The organism is Pseudomonas sp. WS 5532, assembly GCF_012985445.1.
GTDB lineage: Bacteria > Pseudomonadota > Gammaproteobacteria > Pseudomonadales > Pseudomonadaceae > Aquipseudomonas > Aquipseudomonas edaphica.
This window is the reverse complement of sequence record NZ_JAAQWK010000001.1, coordinates 1-23193: the sequence shown is the minus strand read 5'-3', so window position 1 is coordinate 23193 and position 23193 is coordinate 1. Positions and strand designations below refer to the sequence as shown.

The 23193-nt window shown below is 60.2% G+C and carries 21 protein-coding genes; 10 read left to right on the top strand and 11 right to left on the bottom strand.

Annotated elements, in window-relative coordinates; all coding sequences use genetic code 11:
• Both HBO23_RS00105 and HBO23_RS00100 read right to left on the bottom strand, forming a co-directional pair.
• Positions 1–1221 carry a TolC family protein gene (locus HBO23_RS00105; protein WP_170036121.1) on the bottom strand — a complete coding sequence of 407 codons (1221 nt, stop codon included), beginning with the start codon at positions 1219–1221 and terminating at the stop codon, positions 1–3.
• Positions 1222–1332: 111 nt separating this feature from the next.
• On the bottom strand, positions 1333–2238 hold the full coding sequence (locus HBO23_RS00100; RefSeq protein WP_017134522.1) for a cation diffusion facilitator family transporter: 906 nt from the start codon (positions 2236–2238) through the stop codon (positions 1333–1335).
• 216 nt (positions 2239–2454) lie between these two features.
• Here HBO23_RS00100 and HBO23_RS00095 point away from each other — a divergent pair, with 216 nt between their 5' ends.
• Positions 2455–3825: a gluconate:H+ symporter gene (locus HBO23_RS00095; RefSeq protein WP_170036119.1), complete on the top strand. Its 1371-nt coding sequence runs from the start codon at positions 2455–2457 to the stop codon at positions 3823–3825.
• A gap of 3 nt (positions 3826–3828) precedes the next feature.
• Here HBO23_RS00095 and HBO23_RS00090 read toward each other — a convergent pair whose 3' ends face one another.
• The gene (locus HBO23_RS00090) at positions 3829–5118 is read right to left on the bottom strand and encodes an MFS transporter (protein WP_170036117.1); all 1290 of its coding nucleotides are present in this window, start codon (positions 5116–5118) and stop codon (positions 3829–3831) included.
• 186 nt (positions 5119–5304) lie between these two features.
• On the opposite strand from HBO23_RS00090, the gene HBO23_RS00085 reads away from it, so the two are divergent.
• On the top strand, positions 5305–6723 hold the full coding sequence (locus HBO23_RS00085; protein ID WP_074854380.1) for a TIGR00366 family protein: 1419 nt from the start codon (positions 5305–5307) through the stop codon (positions 6721–6723).
• Between the two features lie 33 nt (positions 6724–6756).
• On the opposite strand, the gene HBO23_RS00080 is transcribed toward HBO23_RS00085, so the two are convergent.
• Both HBO23_RS00080 and HBO23_RS00075 read right to left on the bottom strand, forming a co-directional pair.
• Positions 6757–7101 (bottom strand): DUF86 domain-containing protein, encoded by a 345-nt coding sequence (locus tag HBO23_RS00080; RefSeq protein WP_138453168.1) that lies wholly within the window; start codon positions 7099–7101, stop codon positions 6757–6759.
• Positions 7098–7388 carry a nucleotidyltransferase gene (locus tag HBO23_RS00075; protein ID WP_017134527.1) on the bottom strand — a complete coding sequence of 97 codons (291 nt, stop codon included), beginning with the start codon at positions 7386–7388 and terminating at the stop codon, positions 7098–7100. Before HBO23_RS00075 ends, HBO23_RS00080 begins: the two co-directional genes overlap by 4 nt.
• Before the next feature lie 231 nt (positions 7389–7619).
• Between HBO23_RS00075 and HBO23_RS00070 the strand changes: the two genes are divergently transcribed.
• From HBO23_RS00070 to HBO23_RS00055, 4 genes are all read left to right on the top strand, one after another.
• Positions 7620–7940 (top strand): hypothetical protein, encoded by a 321-nt coding sequence (locus HBO23_RS00070; protein WP_017134528.1) that lies wholly within the window; start codon positions 7620–7622, stop codon positions 7938–7940.
• A gap of 101 nt (positions 7941–8041) precedes the next feature.
• Entirely contained in the window at positions 8042–9742 is a 1701-nt protein-coding gene (gene acpA, locus HBO23_RS00065; protein WP_170036115.1) for an acid phosphatase, read from the top strand.
• A gap of 122 nt (positions 9743–9864) precedes the next feature.
• Positions 9865–11034 (top strand): hypothetical protein, encoded by a 1170-nt coding sequence (locus HBO23_RS00060; protein ID WP_099549198.1) that lies wholly within the window; start codon positions 9865–9867, stop codon positions 11032–11034.
• 146 nt (positions 11035–11180) lie between these two features.
• Positions 11181–11705 (top strand): SET domain-containing protein-lysine N-methyltransferase, encoded by a 525-nt coding sequence (locus HBO23_RS00055; RefSeq protein ID WP_017134531.1) that lies wholly within the window; start codon positions 11181–11183, stop codon positions 11703–11705.
• On the opposite strand, the gene can is transcribed toward HBO23_RS00055, so the two are convergent.
• Positions 11702–12346 carry a carbonate dehydratase gene (gene can / locus HBO23_RS00050; protein ID WP_099549196.1) on the bottom strand — a complete coding sequence of 215 codons (645 nt, stop codon included), beginning with the start codon at positions 12344–12346 and terminating at the stop codon, positions 11702–11704. The two genes, HBO23_RS00055 and can, sit on opposite strands and share 4 nt — an antisense overlap.
• Before the next feature lie 139 nt (positions 12347–12485).
• Here can and HBO23_RS00045 point away from each other — a divergent pair, with 139 nt between their 5' ends.
• On the top strand, positions 12486–12890 hold the full coding sequence (locus tag HBO23_RS00045) for a serine kinase/phosphatase (RefSeq protein WP_170036113.1): 405 nt from the start codon (positions 12486–12488) through the stop codon (positions 12888–12890).
• A gap of 138 nt (positions 12891–13028) precedes the next feature.
• Here HBO23_RS00045 and rimI read toward each other — a convergent pair whose 3' ends face one another.
• The gene (gene rimI, locus HBO23_RS00040) at positions 13029–13481 is read right to left on the bottom strand and encodes a ribosomal protein S18-alanine N-acetyltransferase (protein WP_005784514.1); all 453 of its coding nucleotides are present in this window, start codon (positions 13479–13481) and stop codon (positions 13029–13031) included.
• Positions 13474–14217 carry a hypothetical protein gene (locus HBO23_RS00035; RefSeq protein WP_026013484.1) on the bottom strand — a complete coding sequence of 248 codons (744 nt, stop codon included), beginning with the start codon at positions 14215–14217 and terminating at the stop codon, positions 13474–13476. Before HBO23_RS00035 ends, rimI begins: the two co-directional genes overlap by 8 nt.
• Before the next feature lie 187 nt (positions 14218–14404).
• Here HBO23_RS00035 and mksB point away from each other — a divergent pair, with 187 nt between their 5' ends.
• Genes mksB through mksF form a run of 3 tightly spaced genes read left to right on the top strand, consistent with a single transcriptional unit; the run spans position 14405 to position 19216 of the window.
• Positions 14405–15682, top strand: a complete 1278-nt coding sequence (mksB, locus tag HBO23_RS00030) for an Mks condensin complex protein MksB (protein WP_017134535.1) — start codon at positions 14405–14407, stop codon at positions 15680–15682.
• Entirely contained in the window at positions 15672–16379 is a 708-nt protein-coding gene (gene mksE, locus HBO23_RS00025) for an Mks condensin complex protein MksE (RefSeq protein WP_017134536.1), read from the top strand. The genes mksB and mksE overlap by 11 nt, the downstream gene beginning before the upstream one ends.
• Entirely contained in the window at positions 16376–19216 is a 2841-nt protein-coding gene (gene mksF / locus HBO23_RS00020; RefSeq protein ID WP_056859191.1) for an Mks condensin complex protein MksF, read from the top strand. Before mksE ends, mksF begins: the two co-directional genes overlap by 4 nt.
• Before the next feature lie 171 nt (positions 19217–19387).
• Here the strand turns inward: mksF and HBO23_RS00015 are convergent, their stop codons facing one another.
• From HBO23_RS00015 to HBO23_RS00005, 3 genes are read right to left on the bottom strand one after another with little or no spacing between them, the layout of a single operon-like run.
• Entirely contained in the window at positions 19388–21691 is a 2304-nt protein-coding gene (locus tag HBO23_RS00015) for an MlaD family protein (RefSeq protein WP_017134538.1), read from the bottom strand.
• Complete coding sequence (locus tag HBO23_RS00010) at positions 21684–22307, bottom strand: paraquat-inducible protein A (RefSeq protein ID WP_017134539.1); 624 nt, start codon at positions 22305–22307, stop codon at positions 21684–21686. Before HBO23_RS00010 ends, HBO23_RS00015 begins: the two co-directional genes overlap by 8 nt.
• Entirely contained in the window at positions 22294–22953 is a 660-nt protein-coding gene (locus tag HBO23_RS00005) for a paraquat-inducible protein A (RefSeq protein WP_170036111.1), read from the bottom strand. Before HBO23_RS00005 ends, HBO23_RS00010 begins: the two co-directional genes overlap by 14 nt.
• Positions 22954–23193: the final 240 nt, after the last annotated feature.

Below are 23193 nucleotides of genomic sequence, written 5' to 3'. Positions count from 1 at the left end.
TCAAAACCGGGCGAGGTCGCCGTAAATTCGTTCGATGCGCACCCAGGCATCGGTGGCCTGAGCGGTCGCCGTGAGGTATTGGGTGCGTGCGGCGATCAAGGTGCGCTGGGCGTCGAGCACGTCGAGGAAGTTGAACTTGCCCATCTCGAAGCCACGGGTGGCGCTGTCCACCGCGCTTTGGGCGGCGGGCAGGATCTGTTGGTTGAAGGCGCGCACTTCGGTATCGGCGGTTTGCCACAGGTCCAGGGCCTGGCGGGTCTCGGTGCGCAGGCGCAGTTCGACAGCGTTACGCAGGTCGCGGGCCTGGTCGGAGCGGCGGCTGGCGGCAAGGACATTGCCCTGGTTACGGTTGAACAACGGGATCGGCATGGACACACCCACCACGTTCACACGTTCACGCACGCTGGCGTCGTACTGGCTGCCGATCGACACATCGAGGTCGGGAATCCGCTGGGCTTTTTCCAGGCCCACGCTGGCCTCACTTTGCTGGATGTGCAGTTCGGCCAGGCGCAACTCGGTGGTTTGCTCCAGGCGCGCCAGCAAGGGTGCGGAGGGCGGCAACGGTGGTGCGGATTGGCTTTGCGTGGCGACCGCCTGGAAATCAGGGTTGGCGCTGCCGGTGCTGGCGGCGAGGCGGCGGTAGGCATCCGTGAGGCCGATCTGTGCGCGGTTGAGTTCCAGGCGGATCTCCGACAACTGCACCTGGGCGCGAGTGGCTTCTACCGGCGACGATTTGCCGGCTTTGACGCGGCCATTGGCGACCACCAGGCCGCGCTCGGCCAAGGCCATTGAGCGTTGCGCCAGGTCGAGGCGCTCCTGGGCACGCAGGGCGCCGTAGTAGCTGTCGATCACATCGGCGCGCAGGCCATTGCGCCGCTGCTCAAGGGTCAACGCGGCGGCATCCTGAGCGCGTGTTGCCACATCAATGCGCGCACCGCGTTTGCCGCCCAGTTCCAAGGTCTGGCTGAGTTTGATGGTGGTGGTGCGCGAGTTGCGGCGGGTGTCTTCGGCATCCCAGGAAGCCACTGGGTTGGGGATCAAGCCCGCCTGCTGGCGGCCGCCTTGGGCAATGTCGATTTCCCATTGCGCGGCGGCCAGGTCGGGGTTGTTGGCGAAGGCGGTTTGCAGGGCTGAATCAAGAGTCAGGGTTTGCGCCTGGGCAGCGTTCGCCGCTACCCACAACGCTGCGCCCCCCAAAAATGTTCTAAACGAAAGTGCCATAACGAGAGTTCCACGCCCATGAATTCGCTGAGGTTTACCAGCGGGGGCAATGTAGCTTTCGCGACTTATCAGAGCGGTGGAGCAAAGATTACAAATCCGAAAGGCACAGCCTCAAGCGTGCACCTCGTCAGGGTCGTCGTGATGAAAACCTTCGCCTTCGACCTGCAAGGTGACGTGGGAAATATCGAACTGTTCGTGCAGCAACTCCGTCACCCGCGTGAGGATTTGTTGCTCAGTGCCTTGGGAAGGATCCGCGACCAAATGCGTGCTGAGCACATTCTTGCCGCTGGTCAGCGCCCAGATATGCAGGTCGTGTACGTCCTTGACTCCAGGCACGCTGCGAATGGCCTGCTCAACCTGATCGATATCCATGCCGTCCGGCACGCCTTGCAGCAGTACGTTCATGCTTTCCTTGAGCAGCGTCCAGGTGCGTGGCAACACCCAGAAACCAATCGCCGCCGCCACCACGGAGTCGACCCAGCCCCAGCCGGTAAACATAATGACCACCGCCGCGATGATCACGCCGATAGAACCGAGCATGTCGCTCCAGACTTCCAGATAAGCGCCCTTCACATTCAGGCTTTCACCGCTGGCAGCACTGAGCAGGCGCATGGAGATCAGGTTGACGATCAGCCCCAGCACCGCAATCACCAGCATGCCGGTGGACTGGATTTCGGCTGGCGCCTGCAGTCGTTGATAAGCCTCGTAAAGGATGTAAAACGCCACGGCGAACAGCAGCAGCGCATTAAAGGCCGCCGCCAGGATTTCGAAACGCGCATAACCAAAAGTGCGCTTGCGGTCGGCCGCACGCTTGGCGACCTGAATGGCCACCAGGGAAATCGCCAGGGCCAGGGCGTCGGTCATCATGTGCGCGGCGTCGGACAACAACGCCAGGCTGCCGGTGACAAAAGCGCCAATAACCTCGGCAATCATGAAGCTGCCGGTCAGCCCCAGGGCCATCCATAACTTGCGTTCGTGGCCGGCGCGTACTTGGGCGTGGCTGTGTCCTGCGCTCATGGCATGTCCTCGTGGTGTGTAGTCCGTTGATCATAGAGCTATAGGCCAAATTCCCGCGCATACCTTGCAAACTTGTCACTCGCCCGCCAGCTCATCGTTAGATTGATCGCACCAAAATCGCCCATGCATGCGCTGCGGCATTTCTATCAGGTATGCTTTTCGAGCAGGAAACAAAAAGAAACAAATTAGCCAACCTGTTCGATAAGGAGTCCCGTTTTGGAGTTATCGACTGCCGCGTGGATGGTTCACGACACCCGCCTCATGTTTTGTGTTCTGCTGGCCATCGCCAGCATCATTGTGTTGATCAGCGCCACCAAACTGCCGCCGTTCCTGTCGATCCTGATCGGTACGTTCATCGCCGGTGTGGGCGCCGGGCTGCCGCCGGAAGAAGTCGCCAAAGCCTTCAGCAAAGGCGCTGGGGCGATCCTCGGTGAAGCCGGGATCATCATCGCCCTGGGCTCGATGCTCGGCGCGCTGATGGCCGAATCCGGCGCGGCCGACCGCATCGCCACCACCTTGCTTGGGTTGGGCAAAGGCAAGTCACTGCCGTGGGTGATGGCGCTGGTGGCCATGGTGATTGGGTTGCCGCTGTTCTTCGAAGTCGGCCTGGTGATGATGGTGCCGATTATCTTCGTGATGGCTAAACGTTCGAACCAGCCATTGCTGAAAATTGCCATCCCGGCGCTGGCGGGCATGACCACCCTGCACGCCCTGATGCCACCGCATCCGGGGCCGTTGATTGCGGTGGGCGCGTTGCACGCCGACCTGGGCCTGACCATGCTGCTGGGCTTCTGCCTGGCGGTGCCGGCAGTGATTCTCGCTGGCCCGCTCTATGGCAACTGGCTGTCCAAGCGTCTGCATGTGGATGAGCCGGCCGACATCGGCGCGCTGTTCAGCGCACCGCCCAAGGCGCCGCGCCAGCCGAGCTTTGGCGTGTCGCTGCTGATCATTTTGTTACCGGTGATTTTAATGCTCGGCAGCACCTTGGCCAAAGTCGCGTTGCCAGCCGAAAGTACCGTCGGCCTGACCCTGAAGTTCCTCGGTGAACCGCTGATCGCCCTCGGCCTGGCCGTGATCGCTGCCGTTATCTGCCTGGGCTGGGCCGCCGGCATGCCACGTGCCGAAGTCGGCAACACCCTGCGCAAAGCCCTCGCGCCCATCGCCGTATTACTGCTGACCATCGGCGCCGGCGGCGGCCTCAAGCAAACCCTGCTGGACGCCGGCGTCAGCCAGACCATCAGCAAGGTCGCCGAAGGCGCGCACATGCCGTATCTGCTGCTGGCCTGGCTGATCGCCGTGGCCCTGCGCCAGGCTACCGGCTCGGCGACGGTCGCGACCACCACAACGGCGGGTATCCTCGCGCCGATGATGGCCGGGCTGGCCGCAACCCAAAGCTCATTGGTAGCGATGGCGATTGGCGCGGGCTCGGTGTTCTTTTGCCACGTCAACGATGCTGGGTTCTGGATGGTGCGTGAGTATTTTGGTTTGCAGCTGAAGCAGACGATTTGGGTGTGGTCGGTGTTGCAGACGATTGTTTCGGTGGTCGGGCTGGTCGGTACGCTGCTGCTCTGGCACTTTTTGACCTGACCCTCAGGCGGCCAAGGTGTGGCGCTTGCCAAACAGCGCCACACTCGCCACGCCCACCGCGCCCATCACCACGCAATACCCCACGCAAATCCACGGGCTGGTCGGCATCAACGCGATCAGCAACAGTGGCGTTGTACTCGCCCACAACGCATAGGCAATGTTGTAGGTAAACGAAATCCCCGACACCCGCACCTGCGCCGGGAACAGACCGACCATCACCGACGGCACCGCGCCTACCACGCCGCAACTCAAGCCCGCCACGGCATACGCCGCGCCCAGCCACACGCCGCCACTGATCAGGCTGGCATACAGCACCGCAATGCCCACCGGCAGCAACAGGCTGTAGACCAGCACTGCGCGCCAGGCGCCGATGCGGTCGACCAGCAAACCGGCGAGCACGCAGCCGATATTCAGGAAGACAATACCCAGCGCGCTCAGGGCGAAGGTGTGGCTGGGGCTCATGCCAAAGGTTTTTTGCATCATGGTTGGCGTGATGACCACCAACACCACGACTGCCGAGGTCAGGACACAGGTGAGGATCATCGCCGGCAGCAATACGGCGCGATGGTCGCGCAGCACGGTGCGCAACGGCATTTCAGCGGCGGCCTGGCGGCGAGCCTGCATTTCGAGGAACACCGGGGTTTCGCTGAGCCAGCGGCGCAGCCACACGCCGATCACACCGAACACGCCGCCGAGCAGGAACGGGAAGCGCCAGGCGTAGTCGAGGATTTCGGCGGGGGTGAAGATTTGCGCCAGCAAGGTGGCCGTGAGTGCGCCGAGCAGGTAGCCGAAGGTCAGCCCCGCTTGCAGGAAGCCCAGCGCGTAGCCTCGGTGGTGGCGCGGTGCGTGTTCGGCGACGAAGGTCCAGGCACTCGGCACTTCGCCGCCCACTGCGGCGCCTTGCAGCACGCGCAGGGCCAACAGAATCAGCGGGGCGAAATAACCGATTTGCGCGTAGGTGGGCATGATCCCGATCAGCAGGCACGGCAAGGCCATCATCAGGATGCTCAGGCTGAACACGCGTTTGCGCCCCAGGTGATCGGCGAAGTGCGCCATCAGAATGCCGCCCAGCGGGCGCGCCAGGTAACCGGTGACGAAGATGCCGAAGCTTTGCAGCAGGCGCAGCCATTCGGGCATTTCCGGCGGGAAGAACAATTGGCTGAGGGTCAGCGCAAAGAACACGAAGATAATGAAGTCGTAGATTTCCAGCGCGCCGCCGAGGGCGGCCAGGCCCAGGGTTTTGTAGTCGGAAGGGGAAAAACGCTGCGCCCGTGGGGAAAAGGTGGCAGTCATGTAAAGGCTCGGCAGACAAACAAAATGGCGTGCAGGTTATGAGCTGCGCCCAGTGATGGCAATCGCGACAGATATATTTGTTTTCCTCATGGATCGATGAAGATAACTGCATTCCCATATCAATGCCTGTAGCGGAACATGCCGTAAAACTGCCAACACCCATAATAAATACAAGAGGAAAGACTCGTGGCCGATGCTATCGAAGAAAGCCGCTATGCCCGATTTGCCCTGCGCTGTTCCAACTTCGCCGAACGCTGGTTTCCGGATTCCTGGGTGTTTGCCGCACTGGCGGTGATCATTGTTGCCGTGGCGACCCTGGGCATGGGTGCCGCGCCGACCGAAGCCGCCAAGGCCTTTGGCGACGGGTTCTGGAGCCTGATCCCGTTCACCATGCAGATGGCCTTTGTGGTGATCGGCGGGTATGTGGTGGCCAGTTCGCCGCCCGCCGTGAAGCTGATCGACCGTCTGGCACGTATCCCCAAGAATGGCCGCTCGGCCGTGGCGTGGGTCGCGTTGATTTCCATGGTCGCCTCTTTGCTCAACTGGGGCTTGTCCCTGGTGTTTGGCGGTTTGCTGGTACGCGCCCTGGCCCGTCGCACGGATTTGCGCATGGATTACCGCGCCGCCGGGGCTGCGGCTTATTTGGGTTTGGGCGCAGTGTGGGCACTGGGGCTGTCGTCGTCGGCGGCGCAGTTGCAGGCCAACCCGGCCAGCTTGCCGCCGTCGATCCTGTCGATTACCGGGATGATCCCGTTCACCGAGACCATCTTCCTGTGGCAATCGGGCGTGTTGTTACTGGCGCTGATCGTGGTGTCGCTGATCATCGCCTATGCCACCGCACCCGGCCCCAATAGTGCGCGTGATGCCAAGGCCTGTGGTGTCGACCCGGCCTTCAATATGCCTAAACCACAACCGCCGACGCGTCCGGGCGAATGGCTGGAACACAGCCCGCTGCTGACCATCTTGCTGGCCTTGCTGGCGGCTGGCTGGTTGTTCCATGAGTTCTCGACCAAACCTGCGATCAGTGCGATTTCGGGGCTGAACACCTATAACTTCCTGTTCATCATGGTCGGTGCGCTGCTGCACTGGCGTCCGCGCAGCTTTCTTGATGCGGTGGCGCGTGCCGTGCCGACCACCACGGGCGTGTTGATCCAGTTCCCGCTGTATGGCTCGATCGCCGCGTTGATGACCGTGGTGAAAGGCGGTGACGGCCAGACCCTGGCGCACCATATCTCGTTGTTCTTCACCTCCATCGCCTCCCACGACACTTACGCGCTGTTGATGGGCGTGTACTCGGCGGTGCTGGGCTTCTTTATCCCGTCGGGCGGTGGCAAGTGGATTATTGAAGCGCCTTACGTGATGCAAGTGGCCAATGACCTGCAATACCACCTGGGCTGGGCGGTGCAGATCTATAACGCGGCTGAGGCGCTGCCGAACTTGATCAACCCGTTTTATATGCTGCCGCTGCTGGGCGTGCTGGGGCTGAAGGCACGGGATCTGATCGGGTTTTCATTTGTGCAGTTGCTGGTGCACACGCCGCTGGTGTTGTTTCTGTTGTGGGCGCTGGGGACGACGTTGAAGTATTTGCCGCCGGTGATGCCTTAAACGACCCTGACTGCGCTTGTTGCACAGGCGCAGTCAGGCTGGAACCACAGGAAGGCGATGCAATAGATCAGGCAACGCCTCCTGGATCGTGTCCCAAACCACATCGAGGTTGATATCGAAATAACCGTGGGCAATCCGGTTGCGCATCCCGCGCATGCTACGCCAAGGGATCTGCGGGTGACTCGCAGCGAAATCTGGATGCTGATCCATGATTTTTGTTGATGCCTCACCAATGATGATCAGACTCATGACAACTGCTTGTTGAGTACGTCTGTCTTCCAGAAACTCTTCTTTGTTCAAGCCGTCAACAAATGTGATCGCATCAGCGGTGGCTTGCCTTATGTGATCCAAATAGTCCCCGAGGCGATTTACTGTCATACCGGGCGTGCCTCAGCCAACACTTTTGCGCGAAACTTCAGTGGTAAATCGCCAGGCGTCAGCAGGTCCACATTGACCCCGAGCAGATCCTCCAGCTCTACCTGCAATCCACCAAGATCAAAAAGCGTGGTCCCCGGCGGAGCATCTACCAGCAGATCAAGGTCGCTACCTTCTTGATCGGTACCCAGCAAGACAGACCCAAACACCCTTGGATTTGAGATACGGAAACGCCCCACCACCTCTCTGACGGCGGCCCGTTTTAGATCAAGGGCGATTGAAGGTTTCACGGTTCACCTCGGTGGCATCCATTATTGACGCAGTTTAGCAGTGCCAGGGTGTGTGTATACATGCCCGATTTCTTACATCAACCTCGTCATTGCGTCACATTGCATTGCTAATTCCCTGGCCAGATGTATCGGGCTTTCCCACTTATTGCAGTGACAGCCTCTGACTTCCCTCCCTCGCGCCTTTGATTAACCTGCCTTGGATTACCACCCACAAACACCAAGGAAAATCCGATGACGCCCCTGTCCAAATCACTGGAAGAGTTGATCAATGATATTTACAAGGACGACCACGTGTCGTTCGTCGAGTACACGGCTCTGCGAGACGATGCCGATCGGCGTATGGCTGCCGTCGTCAATGAGTTTGGCCTGCACAATAACGTCACAGCCTTCCAAAAAGTGATGGACGTGGCCATGCAGCTTTTGCAAACCACGGTCATCGATGCAAAAAAAGCCAAGCTGACCGACACGGGTGAGGCAATCGTCAAGGATGCGCTGACGGCTCAAGTGGAGTACTTGCGCGCGGGCAGCCAACTGGCACTGCACTTGCTGTGACCACCCTTTAGCTTTCTAACCGCTGTCTTCGTTCCGTCACATTGCATTGCTACCGTCCTGCGAAATATCTTGCAACAATCAGCCAGCAGGAACGCCCAGCAATGAGTGACGAGCACGAAGACCGCCCTTCTCCCGATTCCGTAACCCAACCGCCCGTGGACACCAGCCGTCGGCGTTTCCTCGGGGGCGCGGCGGTGCTGGGGGTTGGTGCGACCTTGAGTGCTTGCGGCAATACCAGCGAGCCTGCGGGCAAGCCAGAGGTGCGGCCGCTTACACCGCAAGAGCTGGACAAGGCCTTGCACGAGCAGGTGAAGACAGTCGTGGTGATCTACGCCGAGAACCGCAGTTTCAATAACCTGTTCGCAGACTTCCCTGGCGTGGAGAAACCACTGTCGGCGCTCTCCGCAGCCGACGTGCAGCAACGTGACCGTGATGGCAGCCTGCTTAGCACCCTGCCACCGGCCTGGGGCGGCGTGTTGCAAGTCGGCCCGCAAAGTGTGGACGGGGTGACTTACCCCAGCGAAGTGCAATTCCAGGAAAACCTGCCCAACGCGCCATTCGCCCTCAAAGGCCCGAATGCCGAGGACCTGCCTTTGAGCCTGGTCACTCGTGATTTGTGGCATGTGTTCTACCAGAACCAGATGCAGATCAACGGCGGCAAGAACGACAACTTTGTCGCCTGGGCCGATTCCGGTGGCCTGGTGATGGGGTACTACGCCCAGAGTCGATATTCCCTGCGCTTGTGGGACGTGGCCAAGGAGTTTGTGCTGTGCGACAACTTCTTCCAGGGCGCTTTCGGTGGCTCGTTCCTCAACCACCAGTACCTGATCAGCGCCACCGCGCCGTTTTATCCGAATGCCGCACAATCGGTGGCCAAGGCGCAAATAGCCACGCTGCAAAGCGATAACCCCACCGACCCGCGCCTCAAGCCGCTGGACAAGTCCCCGGCCAGCGCCATGACCGGCCCGCCGCAGTTCGGCCCCAGTGCCTTGACGCCGGACGGTTACGGCGTGAACACCCTGGCACCGCCATACTGGCCGACCTGGATCCGCGACCCGCAAAACCCGGACTACTCCAAACCCGATCTGCCCAACGTGCTGGTGCCGCAAACCCACGAACACATTGGCGACAAACTGTCGAAAAAGAACGTTGACTGGGCCTGGTACGCCGGTGCCTGGCAGGCGACCCTGGACCAGTTCAAGGACTCGGGCGGTATCCCGAAGATTCCGAACTTCCAGTACCACCACCAACCGTTCAACTACTTCAAGCAACAAGGCCCGCAAAACCGTGCTGAGCGCGACAAACGCTTGCGTGACGGCGGTTTGGGCGATGATTCCGGCACCAACAAGTTCTTCGCCGATGCCCAGGCCGGCAAGCTGCCCGCCGTGACGTTCTATAAGCCCCAGGGCAACCTGAACATGCACGCCGGCTACGCCGATGTGGCCTCGGGCGACCGCCATATCGCCCGCGCCTTGAAAGTGCTGCAAGAAAGCCCGCAGTGGAAAAACATGGTGGTGGTGGTCACTGTCGATGAAAACGGCGGCTGGTGGGACCACGTGGCACCGCCCAAAGGCGATCGCTGGGGCCCGGGCACGCGGGTTCCGGCGTTGGTGGTGTCGCCGTTTGCACGCAAAGGCACGGTGGACCATACGGTTTACGACACCGCGTCGATCCTGCGTTTGATCACCCGCGTGTTCCAGTTGGAGACACTGGACGGCCTCAAGCAGCGCGATGACGCGATGATCGCCCGCGGCCAGAAGCCCATGGGCGATTTGAGCAACGCCTTGCAGTTCAACCGGTAGGTTTTCTTATCCAATAGCGACATGCCTGGCGATTTAGCACGCGGTTTTCCTGGTCAACCGCTACTGTGTGCAAGTGGGCTTTCACCCCGCGCAGACGGGCTTTCGCTGACAAGGAACCAACTATGTTTAAACCGACCAGGCTGTCCTTCACACTGGCCGCACTGCTGGCCAGTGCGGTCGTACAGGCCGACATCGAAGTACCACTGGGCAGTACGCAACGCGTCACCCAACTGTTCGCGTTCCCCAATAACTGCAACGTAATCTGCTTTCGGCCATGGACGCTGGAGCAGACCGCCGAGCACTATTTGAACCAGAGCTTGCAACGCGATGGGTACAGCCGTGCCAAGGTCAGTGTGAAAACCCACGACGGCCAGGTTTCAGCTACCTTCAGCGGTGTGCCCGAGCACTATGGCCAGCCCCTGACCACGCTGCTCAACACCGCAGACCTGGCTTACCAGGGCGCCAGCAAACTCAACAGCGACGGCAAGTGGGCCTACAACTGGTACTTGTTCCTGCCGCTGGGCATGGCCCTGGAAAACCGCAAGAGCATCGAACTGCTGCACTTCCCGCCGGACTACTCGCTGACCCAGGCCCAGGATTACCTGGAATCGGCCACCACTGACCGCTGGGCCACTTTGCTCACGGACAATGGCATCCCGGCCACGGAAACACCGGCCTACCAGACCATCATCGATATTGCGCCGATCGCCGCGCCGTCCAATGCGGGCAAGGACCTGGAAAACGTCTACAGCTACTTTGCCGACTACCAGACGCGCATGGTCAAGGAGCTGAGCCTGCACGCCAACGGCTCATTGCCGATGGTGGCATTCGGCGCACCGGTGCGTAACTGGATCAAACAACAGTACGGCCAAACCGTCGCCGTGCTGGGGCTGGCGCAGATCAGCCCGGTTGCCGGTAAAACCGTGTCGGTACTGGGCTCCAACCACCCGAGCTACATCTGGTATGCGGCGGATCCGGCCAGCTATGACGGCAATGAACAAAAAGCCGATGAGGCTGGTTTGAAAGTGATGGGGCAAGACTTGAGCGCCGCCTGCTGGCAAGCCGGCATGGGCCAGAAACCCGCCAGTGACCCAAATGTGTTGCTCAAGGCGTGCATGAACACCTGGCAAGTCACGCGCAAGGAGCAGACCTGTGAGCTGTTCTACACCTCGGTGCGCAACCTGACCCCGGAGCAAGCCAACGCCAAATGCGCCACCCCGCCCATCAAGGCGCAGTTGAAACAGCTGAAAGACGCCGCCCCAATCCCTGCTGTTACTGCCCCTGCACTGTAAATCGTACAAAATATAACCGGTTTCTACTGTCAGATCTGACAGTAGAAATCGCCTACAACTTCAGCGAGTCTTGAACGGCACCCATCCGCTGCAAGACTGGAAGTCAGACCCCATCGCAGGTCGATGCAGCCTAGCCCAGGAGAGTTATGAAAACTCAAGCCATGGATAAGGCTAAAACTGCTGTGAGTGACTGCCTTTACCCCTTCAAAACGGTGCTCGTTGAACAGGGTTACCCGTCGAGTGAACACTTCCAGGTCGTACACGATGCCAACGGCATTGGCGCCGCGCTCAAAGCATGCGTCGCCTTTGACAGCCGCGTGCGCATTGCCAGAGTGTCCGGCTATGCGTTGAGCGAACGACGTGCCCACACCTTGCAGCTCTCGTCACGCATCCACCTCTATGACCCGTGGTTCAGTCGCCTGATGTTGCACTCCTGCAATCCGAACGTGTTTTTCGATGCCACGTACCTGGAAGTCTGGACCGTGCAACCCATTGCGCCCGGCACCTTGCTGACGATGGATTACGCCACCACCGAAGATGCGCTGTTCCGGCAGTTCGCTTGCCAATGCGGCGAGCTGAACTGCCGGGGCTGGATCACCGGCGCCAAGGAGCCATTGAGCGCCGAAGGCCAGGCGTTCATGACCCACTGGCGCCTGCGCAAACGGCCTTAGGCTTCGCCCAGTGGGCGCAGGCGATATTGCGGCGGCAGTTGCTCGAAGCCACTGATGGTGGTGTTCAAGCTCTTCCAGCGGCCATCCTTGATGCCGTAGATGCAGCCGTGAATCGACAGGCTCTGCCCGCGGTGCCAGGCGTTTTGCACAATGCTGGTGTGGCCGACGTTGGCGACTTGCTGAATCACGTTCAGCTCGCACATGCGGTCCACCCGCTCCTCCTCGGTGGACAGTTGGGCCAGCACCTCGCGGTTTTCGTAATAAAGGTCGCGAATAGTGCGCAGCCAGCCGTCGATCAGGCCGAACTGGCGGTCCTGCATCGAAGCGCGCACGCCGCCGCAGCCGTAGTGGCCGGTGACGAGGATGTGTTTGACCTTGAGCACGTCCACCGCGTACTGGATCACCGACAGGCAATTGAGGTCGGTGTGCAGCACCACGTTGGCCACGTTGCGGTGCACAAACAGGTCGCCGGGCAGCATGCCGACGATTTCGTTGGCCGGTACACGTGCGTCGGAGCAGCCGATCCACAGGTATTCCGGGGTTTGCTGGCGGGCGAGCTTGGCGAAGAATTCGGGATCTTCCTGTTTGATCGCATCCGCCCAGCGTTCGTTGTTATCAAGTAGGTCTTGTAGTTCGTTCATCAGGGAAAGCCTCAGGAATGATGCGCAGTTTTGTGACTGACGACCCTTCGTCCGGGTCACGCCGCCCGCAAATTAGCTTGAATCTTTGGCGAGCCGTGCCTGTCCACACACTATAAGCCCCACAGTATGAGGATTGGCCATGACTGAATCACGACGTCCCTACGGCGCTACCCAGCCCGAACCGATTGATGACAACGAAGACCGCATGGGTGAGATGCGTGAGCTGGATTTTGACGAGGAAGAGCCGACCGCGGAAATCGGCGATGAACTACCGCGCCGCGAGCGCGAACACCTTATGCCCGACGAACGGGTGCGCGAAGCTGGCATGACTGGAGCCTCGACCGATGATCATGAGTCCACGGATGATGACATGAGCCCGGAAACGCTGATCCATGAGGATGGCGCCCGGGATGCGCGTGAGGCGGGTGAAGACGAACCCGCCGACTGGGACCTGAGCATTGTGGATGAGGATCAGATTGGCGGTGGCAATGGCCTGGATGAGGCCGAATTGGCGGATATTGACCCGATAGACGGTAACCGCTGACACAGCCTGTGAACACTTCCCGTATGGGAGCGGGCTTGCCCGCGATGCAGGCGCCTCGGTGTTTCAGCCAGACCGAGGTGATGCTATCGCAGGCAAGCCAGCTCCCACAGGGCCTGCTTGCACATCGGGTTCTATGTCTTAGTCAACTAAAGTACAGGCCATTACGACGGCATCCTCGCGCCCACCCACGGCCGGGTAGTAATCCCGGCGACGGCCGATTTCGTTGAAGCCGTAGCGCTCATACAAGCGAAACGCGCCAGTATTGCTGTCGCGCACTTCCAGGAAGCACTCCCGCGCACTGGCGGCATAAGCGCGTGACATCAGGTGTTCCAGCAGCGCCAACCCCAGGCCACGGCCCTGGTTTTCCGGTTTGACGGTGATATTCAGCAAGTGCGCTTCATCGAGGATGATCTGCACCACACCGTGGCCCACCTGCTGCTCACCTTCAAACATCAGCCAGATCTGGTACTTGCCCAGCCCATCAAGAAAAATCCCACGGGTCCAGGGATGGCTGAACGCCGCGTATTCAATCTTCAGTACGGCGTCGAGGTCCGCCTCGGTCATCGGGCGGAACGATAAAGCTTCACTCATCGGTACTTTTCCAGCGCGCCATCAGCCGGCGCATGGCTTGCCAGACATCAGCCTTACGCTGTGGCTCTTCCATTAATAATTCCAGGCCCGGCAAGGCCCATACCGAGCCCAGGCCTTCGACCTGCAGCTCGCGATACCAGGCTTCGGCATTCGCCTCACCGGCAAAACGCACGGCGGGCAGGCCGATCAGCCACAGGCACACGCAGGGTTCGTCTTCCAGGCGCGCCGAGACAAAACCCTGGACAAAATCCCGTGCAGCGTCCGGGCCCTGGTCCATGTTGCCGCGCACCAGCAGCGGCCAGCGCACGGGGTCGCCGACGATTTGCGGGCTGTCGGGCAGGCCGGCGGCGCGCAGCATGTCTTTTAGCAGCATGTAGGCCGGGTCGCGGGTCTGAAAACGTTCGCCGGTGGGCAGTTCCACCAACAGCAGGCAACGCCCGGCCCGCAGTAATTGCAGGGCGAAACGTGGCGGTGGCACCACTGCAGCCTTGGCCACCGGTGCTGGCGTTTCGGCCGCCACGGGCTTGGCCACGGGTGACGGGCGCGGCACTTCAACTTTCACGCGTTCGACAGCGGGGCGAGCCTCTGGCGTGGGTTTGACCACCGCCACCGGCGCAGCAGCCTCCTCGCCCGACACCTCGAACGCCTCATAAGGCTCAAGCGCCTGCAGCAGCTCGGGCCGCGATGGGGCGGCAAACGGCAGTTCGGTGCGGGGCAGCCAGTTGACCACCTGCATGGCAGTCAAGTAAGCGCGACGTCGGGACTCGATAAGCACAGCTCGGCCACTTGTGGATAACTAAAGAGCGGGGATTCTACCGCTGTTCGGTAACAATCGCCCACTGCGCACTGACCGGCTGTGGATAAATCCCGCGCCTGATGCAGTACAATCGCGACTTTTATTCGCCAACCAGCCGGCCATTCCGATGATCGAACCCAAGCGCGTCTTGCGCGCCCTCGCCGAACACTGGGCCCTGCTTGAGCCACTGTGCGAACACTTCGACCAAGGCACCTTGAGCCTGGGCGAGCTGCGCGCACAACTGGCGGCCCAACAACTGGACAGCACGCCACAGGACATCACCAGCCTGTTGGACGTGTGGATTCGCCTGGATATCCTGGTGCCTGTCGCCAAGAGCCCGAACCGTTTCGAGCTCAATGCACAGATCCACGACTTCCTCGCCTATCTTCGCAAGGAGCACCGGCTTGGCCTGTGCCTGGAAATCGAAGCCTACCTGCGCCACCTTGAGCGTCTGGCCGGTTACATCCAGGACGCCTTTGACATCCGTGATGGCCACGACCTGGCCCGCCAACTGCGCTTGCTGGATATGCGTGTGCGGGACGTGCTGAAAAAACTCGCCAACGACGAACAAGCCCTGGCGGCCGTGGCCGACCGCGCCAAGACCAGCGACCGGCAAATCCCGTTGCGCCAGCGTTACGCCGAGGTACTCGCGACCTGGGACGAATACGTCGAACCCATGATCCAACTGGTGAACGCCGACGGCGCCTTCGAGCAAGGCGTGCGCAAGGTCGAGAATGTGCTGCTGCGCATGCTCACCGAGCAGCAACGCCTCGGCCATCTGGTGGACGACGATATGCTGCTGCGTACTCACGCGCGCATCCTCGAAATGCAAACCAGCGCCCAGCTCACCTTGCGCCATGCCCGCGAACTGCTGCTGCCGCTGCGCGAAGAAGCGCGCCGCCACAACGCCGTGACGCGTGGCGCGGCGCTGGCCTTGTCGGCCATTCGCCGTAAAGGCCTGGACGCGGTGCCGCAAGCGGCGATGCCGATGTTTACCCGGCCTCAAAGTACCTTCCTGGGCAGTGCCAGCCAGGTCGAAGCGTACGTGTATGCCCTGGCCAATTTCGAGCCGAAACCGGCGCGTTTCCCCAAGGCGCACAAATCCCACAAGGGCGAAGCCCAGCGTGCGCCGCGCACGGTCAAGGAAATGCTCGAGCGCTGCGAAGACGCGCTACCGATGCCGGACCTGATGACCTGGCTGCTGGAGCAGGAACCGGACGGCGCCACCGATGAATTGCTGTACTGGTTCTCACGGCTCTCGCGGGAAAAACGCTTCAAGCGCGAACGCCTGGAACGCCGCGACTACCACACACACGAGCACCAGGTCAGCCTGCGCTCATTCGCCCTGCTCCCGGCTGGCACCGATGCCACCGAGAATTCTGCGAGCACGCCTTATGCATCTTGATCTATCCGAACTGTCCCAGCTGGCACCGATCTTTCGCGAGCTGTTCAAGGGTTACCACGTCAGCCGCCGCGACCCGGAGCTGTACGCACAACTGTCGAACTTCCAGGACCAGTACCGCACACTGTTCAAGGCCCTGGGCTTTGAGCTGGTGTGTGACACACGCGGTTTCTACTACTTCGTGCCGGACACTGCCGTGGCTGCGGCGCAGGTCAACAAGACCGCGCAACGTCTGGCGCTGTTCACCTTCATCATCGTCGAGCACTTGGCCGACCAGGGCCGCGACCCGGTCGCCGTGCTCGATGGCGGCAGCCTGGGCCGCGATGAGTTGCCGTCGTTGCTGGAAAAATACCGCGACCTGTTTATCCAGGCCGAAGTGCAGACCCAGGAAGAGCTCGAAGAAAAGATCATGCGCCGCATGACCCAACTGGGTTTTGCCAGCGAAGACAACGGCATCTATCGCTTCCTGCCGCCGATGCACCGCTTTCTTGATGTGTGCCTGTCCGTGCAGCAGGACCGTGACCTGGCCGCCAGCGTGCACAGTGTGTTGCCATTGCCGGCGCCGGTAATCATCGATGAAGACAGCGATGAAAAACTGCTGAAAACCGATGACCCGCTGGACCTCAGCGACTTCGCAGAAGAAAGCGAAGAAGACGCCCTGGCCCGCGCCATTGCCGAAGAACAGGAGACCGACGCATGAGTAAGGAACGTTACGGCATCCGCCGCTTCGCCCTATTGAACACCGCGGGTTACAGCCTGGGCTTGTTCCCGCTGGAGGAACCGTTGTCGGTGTACGGCGCGAATAACCTGGGTAAATCTGCGTCGATCAACGCCTTGCAGTTCCCGATCCTGGCGCGTATGTCGGACATGAGTTTCGGCAAGTACACCCTGGAACAATCGCGGCGCTTCTACTTTGCCACCGACACCAGCTACATCCTCGTGGAAGTCTCGCTGCCCCACGGCCCGCACGTAATCGGCGTGGTCGGGCGCGGCCCGGGCGGTGGTTTCGGTCACCAGTTCTTTGCCTATGCCGGCAAGCTGGACTTGGCCCACTACCAGAAGAACGACACCTGCCTGCGTCAAAAAGAGCTGTTCACCAACCTTGAGCGCGAAGGCCTTAAAGCCTACGAACTCAAACCGGATGAACTGCGCCGTTTGCTGGTCGGTGGCCACACGTCAATCCCACTGGACCTGACCCTGATTCCGCTGCGTTCCACCAGCGAACAGAGCCTGAAGACCTTCCGCGCGCTGTTTATCAACCTGCTGCACATGCGCGAAATCACCGCGGCCAAGCTCAAGCAATTGTTCCTGGATGCGTTCGAACACAGCCTGCGTTCCGGCAGCGTGGACTACATCGCTGCGTGCGAAGAAGCCTTCCGTGATGTAAGGCGCATGGAGCAGGACTACAACTCGCTGGTGGCTGCCGGGCCGTTGGTTGAAGCGCTCGCCAATGGCGTGCGCTTGCGCGATGTATTGCGCGGCAAATTGCATCGCCTGTCGCCCTTGCTGGATTCGTTGCTCGGCACCTGGTCAGACTACGCCAGTGCGCGCAAGGAAGAGCTGACCATCCAGGCCGAGCACTACCGTAACGAGCAGGACGCGCTGCAAAACGATCAGCGTGGCGGTACCCAGGAGCTAATGCGCCTGGAGCGTGAAATCAGTGGCATTCAGCGTTGGTTGGGCGAGCTGTCGGTGCTTAAGCATCGCTTTGCGCTGGTGGATGACGTCAAGGTGCTGGAGCAGCAACTGCTGGCGGCCAAGGATGCCCACGATGAATTGGCGGGCGCCCTGGCGCAATCCCGTCAGTTCAGCGCTGAGGACCTGGATGAGCGCTTGCGTGACCTGGAGAAACGCCTGAAGTCGGTCAAGCAACAGCTCGACCATGCCGACAACAACAGTTACGCCAAACTGCGTGAAGAATTCTCACAACAGGACGTCGAGCGTCTGATGCGCCTGTTCAACAGTTCGTTGTTCAGTTTGCCGCTGGGCGAGCATGGCATCACGCTGGATGAGGATGGCCAGTGGGTTAAATCCCTGGAGCAGATCCTCGATGGCTTCAAGGGTGAAAAATTTGAAGTGCCGGGGCTGTCGATCGACATCTCCCATATTGAGCCACCGGCCTTGCAGGCGCTGGCCGATCGCGCGGCGTTGCGCGACCAGAAAGAGCGCCTGGAAAAAGAACTCAAGCAGCTCAAGACGCAGCAGGCCGTAGCCTCTGACCGTGCGGCGAGCAAGACCCAGACCGAAGCCCTGTACCAGCAAGTGCTGGATGCGCAGAAGGCGCTGGAAGACTTCCGTCGCGCGCAAACCCTGAGCGCGGAAGAAGGCGAGAAGCTCGAAAACCTGGCGCAGATGGAAGCCGCACAAGACGAGTTGAAGCGCTCCAGTGATGCCTTCACCGAGCGTGTCCAGCAGTTGTCGGCCAAGCTGCAATTGGTCGGCCGTCAGATTGGCGATATGGAAGCCAAGCAACGCACGCTGGATGACGCCCTGCGCCGCCGTCAGTTGTTGCCGGCCGACTTGCCGTTCGGCACACCGTTCATGGACCCGGTCGACGACTCGATGGACAACCTGTTGCCATTGCTCAATGACTATCAGGACAGCTGGCAAGGTTTGCTGCGCGCTGATGGCCAGATTGAGGCGCTGTATGCACAGGTGCGCCTCAAGGGCGTGGCCAAGTTCGACAGCGAGGATGACGTAGAGCGTCGTCTGCAATTGCTGATCAACGCTTATGCGCACCGCACCGATGAAGCCCTGACCCTCGGCAAGGCGCGCCGTGCAGCCGTCACCGATATTGCGCGGACCTTGCGTAATATCCGCAGCGACTACGACAGCCTTGAGCACCAGTTGGCCTTGTTCAACCGCGAGATCAACAAGCGTCAGGTGTCCAACCTGCAAAGCTTCCGCATCGTGCTGGCGCCGAACAAGGAAGCCCTCAAGCATATCGACCAGATCATCCACAGTGCCGGTCAGTATGAAGAAGGCGAAACCCTGTCGGTGTTCGACCTGAGCCAGAGCGCCGAACAGGACAACAAGAACGAAGAGGCCAAGGAATACCTGGCCCGTCTTGTGGCCGCCAACCATAACCAGTTGGGCCTCAAGGACTTGTTCGAGCTGGCGTTCGAAATCACCAAGGTGCATGGCCAGCCAGTGATCCACACCGACATCGATGGCGCGGCGTCCAACGGCACCACCATGACCATCAAGGCGCTGACCAACATGTACTTGTTGCTGCACTTGATGGACCGTGACCAGGCCGGGCGCGTGCGTTTACCGTACTACCTCGATGAGGCAGCGGACATCGATGAGAAGAACCAGGCGGCGTTGCTGGAAACCAGTTTGCAGCTGGGCTTTGTGCCGATTTTGGCCAGTGTGAAGCCGCAGGTGTCCGCCCAAGTGGCGATCGACCTGGAAGGCGGCAGCGGGCCGAATGGTATCTACATTGATGAGGCGGATTGGAAGTACATCCGTCGTCATGATGTGGTGAAGGCGACGGTGAATGTGCAGGCGGATGAGCCGGAGTTGGATGAGGTTTAAGCCACTGCGCTGAAATGTAAAAAGGCCGCGATCTGTATGGATCGCGGCCTTTTTTATGGGCTGGGGTTTTGCAGTGATGTTGAGGGCCTCATCGCGGGCAAGCCCGGCTCCCACAGGAGGTATGCATTCCAATGTGGGAGCCGGGCTTGCCCGCGATGGCCGCGCCTCGGCCTATTTGCCCAATGGAATCTTAGGCGCCCAGGTCAGCCACTCATCCTCAAACTTATCAAACAACGGGAACGTCTGCTGCGGTCGCGCCGCATTGCCCATCCGCTCGCCATCTGGCGTGGCAAAGGCGATACCACCGGCCACCAACGTCTCCAGAGATTCCGTGCGCACCGTCGCCCCCTTGAACAAGCCGAAGTCCAAACCAAACCCACTGCTATTCCAGAAGCGGCTGCCACTGCGCACCAGTGGTGCGTATTTAGGTTCGATCAAAATGTGGATCAGCACCCGGTCGGCGGTCTGGCCCAGTTCGTAGCCGGTGACTTTGCCCACAGTGACTTCACGGTAAGTGACTGGCACGCCTTCCTTCAACGAACCACGGCGTGCGGCGCTGAGGACCAGGCTCAGGCCTTCTTGCTGGTGAACAGCCTCTGGTGGCTTGTCCAACGCGACGAAGCTCTTTTGCGGCCCGGCGTTTTTCACGGCGGGCTGCACTTCGATGTATTGGCCGGTGACCAGGGTCTCCAGGTTCGCGGTTTTCATCAGGCCCAGCTCAGGCTTGACCACCCAGAACTGGCTGCCGCTGCGCGCGATGCGATCAGCCACTTGGGTGATCCGGGCGCTGAGCAGTACCGACTGCATGTCGGCGCTGAGGTCGACGTTCTCGATCTTGCCCACGTCGAGGCCTTTGAAGCGTACGGGTGTGCCGGGGCGCAGGCCGTCGGCGCGATCAACCTTGATGGTCACCAGGGTCCCGTGCTGGTTGGCCGCGTCGCGATCGGCAAACAGGCGGAAACGCGGGATACGTTTTTTCAACGGTACATTCTGTTCCGGGGTTTCGAAGGCGATACCGCCAGCCATCAGACTGGCCAGGGATTCACTCTTCACCTGGATGCCGCCGGTGAGGCCGCCAGTCAAGGTGACGCCGCTGGCGTTCCAGAAACGCGTTGAACCGTTGACCAGGTTTTCGTATTCCTTCTCGATGTGGACGCCGATCACCAGTTGCTTGTTCTTGCGCGAGAACTGGTAGCTCTGCACCGAACCGACCTTGACCTGTTTGTAGAGGATCGGGCTGCCAACATCCAGGGAGCCTAGGTTGTCGGTGAAGAGCACCATGTGCAGGCCGGGGGAGCGTAGATCCAGTGGGGGCGCCTTGGCGCGGGCGACGTACTCACGTTGCGGTGCGCTGCCTTTGTCGCCGGGGCGGATGGCAATGTAGTTACCTTTTACCAACGCCTCCAGGCCGGTGATGCCGGCCAGGGAAATGGACGGCTTGACCACCCAGAACTGGGTGTCTTGCACCAGGTAGTCTTCGGCGAGCGGGTCGAGGGTCAGCTCGGCATGGGCGCTGGACAGGTCCGGGTCAATCTTCAGGGTTTTCAGGCTGCCGACCTGGATGCCCTTGTACATGACCGGGGTGCGCCCGGCCTGCAGGCCTTCGAAGTCGGTGAGCTTTACCTTGACCTTGATGCCGGCGGCGGCGGCGTCGAAATCCTCATAAAGACGGAAAGGCAGGCTCGGATCGGTCGGCGGGCTGTCCTTGCGATTTTCAGGGGTGGCGAATGCGATACCGCCGGCGACGATGCTGGACAGCGATTCGCTACGCACTTTTACGCCGGACAGGTTAGCGTCGATGCTGATGCCGCTGGCGTTCCAGAAACGCGTGTGTTTGCGCACCAGGCTGGCGTAAGTCGGCTCGATATAAACCTTGATCTCGACGGTGCTCTGGTCCTCGGACAGCAGGTAGCTTTTGACCTGGCCAACCTGAATCTGTTTGTAGAACACCGGGCTGCCGCGGTTCAGTGAGCCGAGGCGATCGGCTTTAAGGGTCAGGTGCAGGCCAGGCTTGGCGTCAGATAACGGCGGCTCTTCGGAGAGCGCCTTGAATTTGCGCGTGGGCTCGCCATCGCCAGGGCTGGCGGCAATGTAGTTACCCGAGACCAGGGTTTCCAGGCCGGTGATACCGGCGAGGCTGACGCTGGGCTTTACCAGCCAGAAGCGTGTGTTGGTCTTGAGGTATTGCTCGACGTCCTTGTTCATCTCGATGGTGGCGATCACCCCGCGATTGCTGCCTTCGTCATCCAGGGCCAAGGCTTTGACCTTGCCCACCGTCATGCCTTTGTAGACCACTTCGGTTTTGTTGACCTGGATGCCCTCGCCACTTTCAAAGCGCACCTGGATCTCGATGCCCTGTTGGGAATAGGCACGCCATCCCAGCCAGCCGCCGATGATCAGCGCAATCAGGGGAAGCACCCAAATGGCCGACCAGTTAGAGGCCGGGCGGGTTTTAGCTTTAGGCAAATCACTCATGGTCGTCGTCCGACTCCGTGTTATCCCAAATCAGTCGGGGATCAAAAGTTACTGCGGCAAGCATCGTCAAGATCACCACACTGGCGAACGCTGCGGCGCCAAGGTTGGCCTCGACACTGGCAAGTCGCCCAAAGTTAACAACCGCCACCAGGATGGCGATCACGAAGATATCCAGCATGGACCAGCGGCCAATGAATTCGATAAAGCGGTACATGATAATGCGTTGTTGTGCGGACAACGGTTGGTGACGTTGCACCGAGAACAGCAATAAGCCAATGCCCACCAGCTTGAACGTCGGCACCAGAATACTGGCGATAAACACCACCGCAGCGATGGGGAACATTCCGTGCTGCACCAGCTGAATCACGCCCGCCATGATCGTACTGGGATCACCCTGGCCGAGAGAGTTGATGGTCATGATTGGCAACAGATTAGCCGGGATGTACAGGATCGCTGCAGTGATCAGCAACGCCCAGGTACGCACAAGGCTGTTGGGGCGACGCGCATGGATGAGCGCACCGCAACGGGTGCACAGCTGCTCATCGGTATCCGCCTCTTGCTTGTTCAGCTCGTGGCATTCGGTACAAATCAGAATGCCCGCATCAATCGCCCGCATGATCATCCTCTCCTGAAAGCGCTTGCCAGATCTGGTGGGGCGACATCACCACCTCCAGCAGTACTTGAACCACTAATAGGCTGACGAAGCAGACAAGCCCCAGGCCAATGGTGATGGAGGCCATGTCCGCGAGCTTGACGATCGCGACCAGCACGCCCATCAGGTAAACCTCCAACATCCCCCAATCCTTCAGGTGATGGTAAATGCGGTAAAGCAACAGCCCATAACTGCGGCCGATGTTCCAACGGATACTGAGCAACACCGCCAATTGGCAGAGCAGCTTGAGCAGGGGAATGCCCATGCTGCACAGGAACACCACGGCTGCGACACCTTGCATGTCGGTATCGAACAGACCTACCACGCCGCTCCATACGGTGTCCTGCGAAGACTGCCCGAGAAGATTGAGCTGCATGATGGGTAAAAAGTTCGCGGGGATGTACAGCAACAGTGCAGCCAGCACCAAAGCGAGGCTTCGCTCAACCACGTTGTGGCGGTGAGCGTAAAGCTCGTAACCGCAACGTGGGCATTGGGCTTTTTCACCGAGGGCGAGTGCGGGTTTGCGCATCAGCAAGTCGCACTCATGGCATGCCACCAGATCCTCAAGTGGTAACTGCGACACCTCGACGGTATCAACCGGATCGGGCATAGATAGGGCTCGAACTCTAAAAAAGGTTAGGTGCCTATTCTAATGGTCTGGTTCAGAAATAACTGTGCAAATTTGTCGGCAGCTTTGGACCGGTTTGGGTTTTCGACCGCCCAAAACAAAACCCCTGATTGCGTTAGCAATCAGGGGTTTCGGAATTTAATCTTGACGATGACCTACTCTCACATGGGGAAACCCCACACTACCATCGGCGATGCATCGTTTCACTACTGAGTTCGGGAT